The 7,192-nt window shown below is 75.0% G+C and carries 5 protein-coding genes; 1 reads left to right on the top strand and 4 read right to left on the bottom strand.

Going from position 1 to position 7,192, the window contains the following annotated elements; genetic code table 11:
* The 3 genes from ACFU99_RS26415 to ACFU99_RS26405 all read right to left on the bottom strand — a co-directional run.
* A partial coding sequence (locus ACFU99_RS26415; RefSeq protein ID WP_384396274.1) for a hypothetical protein occupies positions 1–369 on the bottom strand: 369 nt, incomplete at its 3' end.
* 270 nt (positions 370–639) lie between these two features.
* A complete protein-coding gene (locus ACFU99_RS26410) occupies positions 640–2,451 on the bottom strand; it encodes an ATP-binding cassette domain-containing protein (protein ID WP_384396271.1) in 1,812 nt (603 codons plus the stop codon).
* On the bottom strand, positions 2,448–4,301 hold the full coding sequence (locus ACFU99_RS26405) for an ABC transporter ATP-binding protein (protein ID WP_384396268.1): 1,854 nt from the start codon (positions 4,299–4,301) through the stop codon (positions 2,448–2,450). Before ACFU99_RS26405 ends, ACFU99_RS26410 begins: the two co-directional genes overlap by 4 nt.
* Before the next feature lie 295 nt (positions 4,302–4,596).
* On the opposite strand from ACFU99_RS26405, the gene ACFU99_RS26400 reads away from it, so the two are divergent.
* Positions 4,597–5,889, top strand: coding sequence for a cytochrome P450 (locus ACFU99_RS26400; RefSeq protein ID WP_384396265.1), 1,293 nt, complete (start codon positions 4,597–4,599; stop codon positions 5,887–5,889).
* Here the strand turns inward: ACFU99_RS26400 and ACFU99_RS26395 are convergent.
* Positions 5,879–6,937 (bottom strand): polysaccharide biosynthesis protein, encoded by a 1,059-nt coding sequence (locus ACFU99_RS26395; RefSeq protein WP_384396262.1) that lies wholly within the window; start codon positions 6,935–6,937, stop codon positions 5,879–5,881. The genes ACFU99_RS26400 and ACFU99_RS26395 overlap by 11 nt on opposite strands.
* Positions 6,938–7,192: the final 255 nt, after the last annotated feature.

Genomic DNA, 7,192 nt, shown 5'->3' with positions numbered 1-7,192 from the left:
GGTCTCGTCGGTGAGCGGGGCGAGGATGACCTCGTTGATCAGGAGCAGCAGCCCCACCCAGGTGCGGAATTCGGCGTCCCGGCAGGCGAGGGCCCGGCGCAGTTCGGCGCGGTCGAGGGGGGCGAGCCCGGCGGGCTCGACGCGGTGGCCCGTCATGGTCGGGGCGAGGGCCCGCAGCAGGACGTCCTGGAGTCCGCACAGCCCCTGCGGCGGGGCGGTCGCGGTGACGATGCCCCGCATGAGCAGCTCGGTTTCGGCGCGTCCGGGCGGTGTCTGGGCCCCGGCGGCCGTGGCGGGCGGCGGCTGCCCGGCCGTATGGGGAGCGGGGGGCGCAGCGTCCGCCGGTGACTTGTTCTCGGGGCTGCGCATGTGTCCCCTCCTCTCGGGGCACCGCTCCCGCCGCTGTCCTCGAAGCCGGGAGCAGGCACTGGTGATCGCTCACGCGGTCAGCCCGGTTCGGCCAGCCATCCTCGCACGGAAGAGAACGAATGAAATTCGGGTTTTCGGACAGAAGTACAGCGCGTGGACACCCGGTTGACACCTCATGAGTCACCCGTCGTAACTCCCTTCCCCGCCGCCCCAGCGGGACGGGGCCCACGAGCGGCGAGAAACCCGAGGTACGGGAGGGGACCGTGCCGTTCAGCGGCTCGCGTCGGGCGGTTCGTGCCACAAGTGGCGCATCTCCTCGCATGCGTCGAGCAGTTCCGGCAGAGTTCCGCTCCCCGCCACCCGGCCGTCGGCCAGCACCACGATCCGGTCCGCGCGGCGCAGCAGGGCCTGCCGGTGCGAGACCGCGAGCACGGTCGTGCCGCCGCGGCGCAGCACCCGCCGCCACAGCAGGCGCTCCGTATCGCCGTCCAGCGCGCTCGACAGGTCGTCGCACACCAGCAGTTCGGGGCGGCGCACCAGCATCCGGGCGGCGGCCACGCGCTGCGCCTGGCCGCCGGAGAGCCGCAGCCCGCGGGGGCCGAGCAGGGTGTCGGGGCCGTGCTCCATGCGGTCCAGGTCCGCGGCGAGCGCCGCGTCGTGCAGGGCCGCCGCGAGGTCCCGATCCCCGGCGGCGGCGCCCAGCAGAATGTTCTCCCGTACGGTGCCGCTGAACAGCCGCGGCACCTGCGGGGTGTACGCGCAGCGCGGCGGCGCGAGCCACGCGCCGGGGTCGTCCAGGCGTTCCCCGTTCCAGCGCACCTCGCCGCGGGCGGCGGGCAGCAGCCCGAGCAGCACCCGCAGCAGCGTGGTCTTCCCCGCGCCCACCCGGCCCGTGACGACGGTGAGCGTGCCCCGCGCCAGGGTGAGGTCCACGTCCTGGATGCCCTGGCCGCCGGGGTGACGGTACGTCAGTTGCCGGGCCCGCAGCTCTTCCAGCGGTGGAGCTTCATGGTGAGCGGGCGCGGGCGCTGCGGGCGCCGGGCCCGACAGGTGCAACGGGGTCCGCCGGACCGGCGAGCCGTCCGCGCCGGTGGACGCGGCCATCCGCTGCATCGCCACCACGGCGCGCTGGTAGCGCACGGTGAACAGCCCCAGCGTGCTCACGGCCTCGGTGAGGAACTGGAGGAAGAAGCTGAACAACGCCAGGTCGCCGACGGTGAAGTCGCCCGCCCGCGCCTGCCCCGCCGCGAGGAGCAGCACGATGCCCGTACTGACCGACGCCGCGTTCGACAGCAGCGAGCCGCGCAGGTTGCCGAACAGCTCCTCGCGCACGGCCGCCGCCCGCCACCGCTCGTTCAGCCCCTCCAGATGCGCGGCGACGGCCCCTTCGGCCTGCGCGGCCTGTACGGACTCGACGGCCGTGACCGCCTCCCGCAGCGCGCCCCTGGCCCGCGCCGACGCCGCCCTCCCCTGCCGGCAGGCGGCCAGGTAGCGGGCGTTGACCAGCCGGCTCGCGACGGCCGCGAGGCACAGCGGGACGACGAGCCCCAGGGTGACCACCGGGTTGATCGACACCATGAACGCCAGGGCGGCGCCCGCGAAGAGCCAGCGCGCCAGGTTCGCCGGGGACCAGGCCACGAACGAGGCGACGTCGTCCACGTCGGTGGAGAGGGTGGCCAGCGCCTCGGCGGACGAGCCGTGGGCGCCGTGCGCGCCGGGGCGCGAGAGCAGCGAGCCCAGCAGGTTGGCCCGCAGCCGGGCGGCGGTCCGGTGCTGGAGCGCGGGCTCCAGGCGTCCCAGGATCGCCCCGAACTGTACGGACATCCGGGCCGCTTCGACCGCGACGACGGCGGCGATGAGCCCCCACAGCCCGAGGCGCACCGGTTGCGCGCCGGTCAGCGCGTCGAAGTACTCGCGCATGAGCAGGCCGACGGCGAAGGTGCCGGCCCGCCACAGCATCCAGAGCGCGGCCAGGAACCCGTACCGCCCCGCCTGGCCGGCCGGGAGCCGTGCGAGATCGCGGCGGGCGGCCGTGCGTCCCGCGTCACCGCCGCACCGCATCGGCGTCCGCTGCCGCGTCACAGGGTCGCCTCGCCCGCGCGCAGCATCGGGTGGAGCGCGGAGGCCGGGTCCGCGAGCAGGTCCGCCCACCGCCCGTACTCGCGCACCCGCCCCTGGTCCAGCACCAGGACGCGGTCCGTCGCGCGCAGCGTCTCCAGCCGGTGGGCCACCACCACGGCGGTACGGCCGTGCAGGAAGCGGCCGGTGGCGCGCCGCAGCAGCCGTTCGGTGTGCGGGTCGAGCCGCGCGGAGACCTCGTCGAACACCACGAGTCCGGGGTCGCGCAGGAACGCCCGTACCAGCGCGACGAGTTGGGCCTCGCCCGCCGAGAGCCCCGCGCCGCCGTCGCCGACGAGCGTGTCCAGGCCGTGGTCCAGACCCCGGTACCAAGGGGTGAGCCCGACCCGGTCGACGGCCGCCAGCAGCCGGTCGTCGGTGACGGCCGGGTCGTGGAAGGTGAGGTTGTCGCGCAGGCTGGCGTGCAGCAGCTGCACCTCCTGCGGGACGAGGGCCACGCGCCCGCGCAGCGCGGCCAGCCCGTAGGCGGACGCGTCCCGTCCGCCGAGCCGTACGGCGCCCGAGTCCGGGTCGTGGAACCGGAACAGGAGCCGGGCCAGCGTGGACTTCCCGCTGCCCGTGGGCCCCACCAGGGCCAGCCGCTCCCCCGGCGGCAGCGCGAACGACACCTCGCGCAGCACCGTGCGGGACGGCGTGCGCAGGCTCGTACGGGAAGCGGGGTAGCCGAAGCAGACCCGGTCGAACTCCAGGCCCAGCGGCCCCCGCGGCGGCACCGCGCCGCCGCCGTCGCCCACGGCGGCGGGTTCGGCGAGCAGTTCGTCGGTGCGGCGCAGACTGACCAGCGCCTCCTCCAGGTCCCCGAACTGCGTGGTGATCCCCATCAGCGGCGCCCGCAGCAGCGTGACGTAGGACAGCGCGGCGAACACCGTGCCGGTGCTGATGCGGCCCGAGGCGTGCAGCCACGCGCCGAGCGACAGCGCGAGCGCCAGACTCACCTGCGTCAGCGCCTGCACCGCCGCGGGCCAGCGCACCGTGGCGCGGGCCGCCCGCAGCGCGGCGGCGTACTGCCGCCCCAGCACGCGCCACAGCTCCCGCGTCACATGCGGCCCGGCCCCGCAGCCCCGGATGTCCTCGGTCGCGCCGGCCCGCTCCTCCAGGAACCCCAGCAGGTCGGCGCCCGCCTGCCGGGCCTCGGCCAGCTGCGGCAGCGCCCGGCCCAGCAGGGTGGCGAGCAGCAGCACCGCGAGCGCGCAGAACGGCACGTACACCGCCCCGAAGCGCCAGTCGAGCGTGAAGAGCGCCACGAGGACGACCGTCACCAGGAGCAGTTGGGCCGCGATCACCAGGGACATCCGGGAGAGGAAGTTCGCCAGCCGCGTCACGTCGCCGTCCATCCGGTCCACCAGCTCGCCGGGGGGATGCCGGTGGTAGTACGTCAGGTCCAGGCGCAGGCAGTGGCGTACGAGCCGGGCGCGCATCCGGTTCGCGCCGCGCCAGGCCACCCGCGCGCCGAGGTACTGCGTCAGCACCGCGACGGCCTGGCCGCCGAGGGCGGCGAGGAGGTAGACCACTGCGAGCGCCACGAGCGCCGACCGGGCCTCACGGGCCAGCGCCCCGTCCACGAAGGCGCGCAGCAGGTAGGGGCCGGCGGCCTGCAAGGCGACCTCCACCAGCAGCAGCGCCGCCAGCACCGTGACCGCGCCGCGCTGCGCGGCCAGATGACCGGCGAGCGTCCGCGCGTACCCCGCGACGCGCCCACGCGCGCGTGCCTCTTGCGGCCCGTCCCCTTGCGGCCCGTCCTCCGCTGTCGCGCCCGCCGCTCCGCCTTCTGAAGTGCCGCCGTCGACGCTCATCCGGCCCCCTGGGGTCGCCGTTCGGCCGGCCGGCTGCGGCGGGCCGTCTCTGTGCGCGGTGCGGCATCGACGATAAGGACCGTACGGGCGCGCGGACAACGCCCCGTACGTCCCACGACGGCCGTGCGCCCCCGCCGCGCCGTCTCCCACGTGCCGCTCCCCCGCCCCCTCTTGTGCCGGATTCGCGGGAGTCCCACATTGGAGGGCGGCGCGCGGGGCGCGGCCCGGCGGCAGCGGACGCGGGTCCGGCCGCGGCGGCCACGCTCGCCCACGACGCCTCGGACAGGGGGATGACATGAGCACACCGTCCGGTGACCGCCCGCGCGACGGCTTCCCGTACCCGCCGGGACCGCACGGGGACCCGCCGCCCGAGTACGCGCGCCTGCGCGAGGAGGCGCCCCTGACCCGTATCCGGCTGCCCGGCGGCCACGACGCGTGGCTCGCGACGCGGTACGACGACGTCGTCACCGTCACCGCCGACCCGCGCTTCGCCCGCGACGACCGGTATCTCTTCATGCCGATTCCCGGTGAGAGCCGCGGGGACGGAGACGGCGGGGAGGCGCCGAGTGCGGTCGGGAACCTGCGAGGTGAAGACCGTACGGACAGCGGCGCCGCGGACGACGACGACCGTACGGGCGGGGAGCGGGCGGCGGCGCAAGCGGCCGGGCGGCGGCGGCTGCGCGACACCGTCCAGGACGCGTTACGGCCGTGGCGGGCGCAGCGCTGGCAGGGCCGCGTCGACCGGGCGGTGCGCGAGCGCCTCGACGCGCTGGAGGCCGCCGGGCCGCCGGCCGACCTCGTCCGCCAGTACGCGTTCCCGGTGCCCATCGCCGTGGTCTGCGAGCTGCTGGGCATCCCCGACCGCGACCGGGACCGCTTCCACGAGTGGGCCAACGTCCGGCTGTCCGTGACCGCGTACTCGAAGGAGGAGGTCGCCGCCGCGTTCCGGGCGTACGAGGAGTACGTGAGCGAGCTGATCGACCGGCGCCGCCGCGCACCGCGCGACGGCCTGCTCGACGAGCTGATCCGGGTGCGCGACGCCGACGCGCACCTCGGCGACTACGACCTGCGGCGCATGGTGCGCGGCCTGATCACCGCGGGCCATCAGGCGAGCACCAACATGATCACTCGGGGGGCGTTCCTGCTGCTGCGCCACCCCGGCGAGCTGGCACGGCTGCGCCGCGAACCGGCGCTGATCGACAGCGCGGTGGAGGAGATCCTGCGGTACCACATGCCCGGCGACACGGCGGTGCCGCGCGTGGCCGAGCAGGACGTGACCCTGTCGGGGGGCGTCGTGCGGCGGGGCGAGGTGGTGCTCGCGCCGCCGGTGTCGGGCAACCACGACGAGCGCCGGTTCCCCGACCCGGACCGCTTCGACATCGCCCGTACCGACAACGCGCACCTCACCTTCGGCCACGGCGCGCACTACTGCCTGGGCGCGAGCCTGGCCCGGATCGAACTGCGGACGGCGCTCGGCATGCTGGTGGCGCGCTTCCCCCGCCTCGCGCCCGCCGCGGCTCCCGAGGGGCTGCGGTGGACCGACGGGCTGCTGGTGCGCCAGCTGGAGGAGCTGCCCGTCACATGGTGACGTGCCCCCGGGCGGCGCGGAGCGCCCGGCGCACCTCGGGTAGCCCGGCGAGGGTCCGTTCGATCTCGGGGACGGTCATGCGGCGGGCGGTGCGCGAGTCGTAGTCGGCGGGGCAGACGGCGGACACGTCGCCCTCGTCGAGGTACGCGGAGTAGTTCAGGTCGCGGGAGTCGAGCGGTACGCGGTAGTAGTCGCCGAGGTCCTCGGCGCGCGCCAGCTCCTGCCCGGTCGCCAGGCACTCGTGGGTCTTCTCGCCGTGCCGGTGGCCGATGACCTTGACCTCGGCGTCCCTGCCGAACAGCCGCACCAGGCCGGTGACCAGGTCCTCCATCGTGCAGGCCGGGAGCTTGCGGATGAACAGGTCGCCGGAGCGGGCGTGGCCGAGCGCGTACTCGACCAGGTCGACGGAGTCCCGCATGGTCATCATGAACCGGGTCATGCCCGCCGCGGTGAGGGTGACGGGCACGCCGCTGACGAGCTGTTCGAGGAAGAGCGGTATCACCGAGCCGCGGGAGCCCATGACGTTGCCGTAGCGGACGCAGGAGACCGTGGTGCGGGCCAGGGGGTTGTTCCGAGGGTGCGACTGCGCGGTCTTCTCCAGGAGCGCCTTGGTCATGCCCATGGCGTTGATCGGGTACACGGCCTTGTCGGTGCTCAGGCACACCAGGGAGGGCACGGCGTTGCTCTCGGCGGCGCTGATGACGTTGGCGCTGCCCAGTACGTTCGTCCGTACCGCCTCCAGCGGGAAGAACTCGCAGGACGGCACCTGCTTGAGGGCCGCCGCGTGCAGGATCAGATCGGTGCCGCGGCTCGCGCCGAGCACGCTGTCGTAGTCGCGGATGTCGCCGATGTGGAAGCGCAGCCGGCCGTCGTCCAGGCGCTTGCGCATGAGTTCCTGCTTCAGCTCGTCGCGGCTGAGCACGCGCACCTCGGCGCAGCCCGCGGAGAGCAGCCACTCGACCATGTTCTGCCCGAACGATCCCGTGCCGCCGGTCACCAGAGCACAGGAGCCTTGGACGGCGGACGCCATGGGAGCCATGGGAGCCATGGAACTGTGTCCTTCCCTCTCGGGGAACGGGGGCCGCACCCTCGTGGGGAACGGGGCCGACGATCCTAACGACGCTCGCGGGACAGGAACAGCCCGGAGCGGCCTTGTGCTGCCTTGTGCTGCCTTGTGCGGCCCGGTGCTGCCTTGTGCGGCCGGTCGAGAGGGAAGGGCGTGGGGTGATGCGTTGGGCGCGCGGGCACGCGATGGGCGGCGGTCGGCCTGCGGGCCGGGGCAGCGACGGCGGGGCGGCCGCGC

The sequence above is a fragment of the Streptomyces sp. NPDC057654 genome, assembly GCF_042800135.1.
Lineage (GTDB): Bacteria > Actinomycetota > Actinomycetes > Streptomycetales > Streptomycetaceae > Streptomyces.
This window is presented reverse-complemented; position numbering and strand designations above follow the sequence as displayed.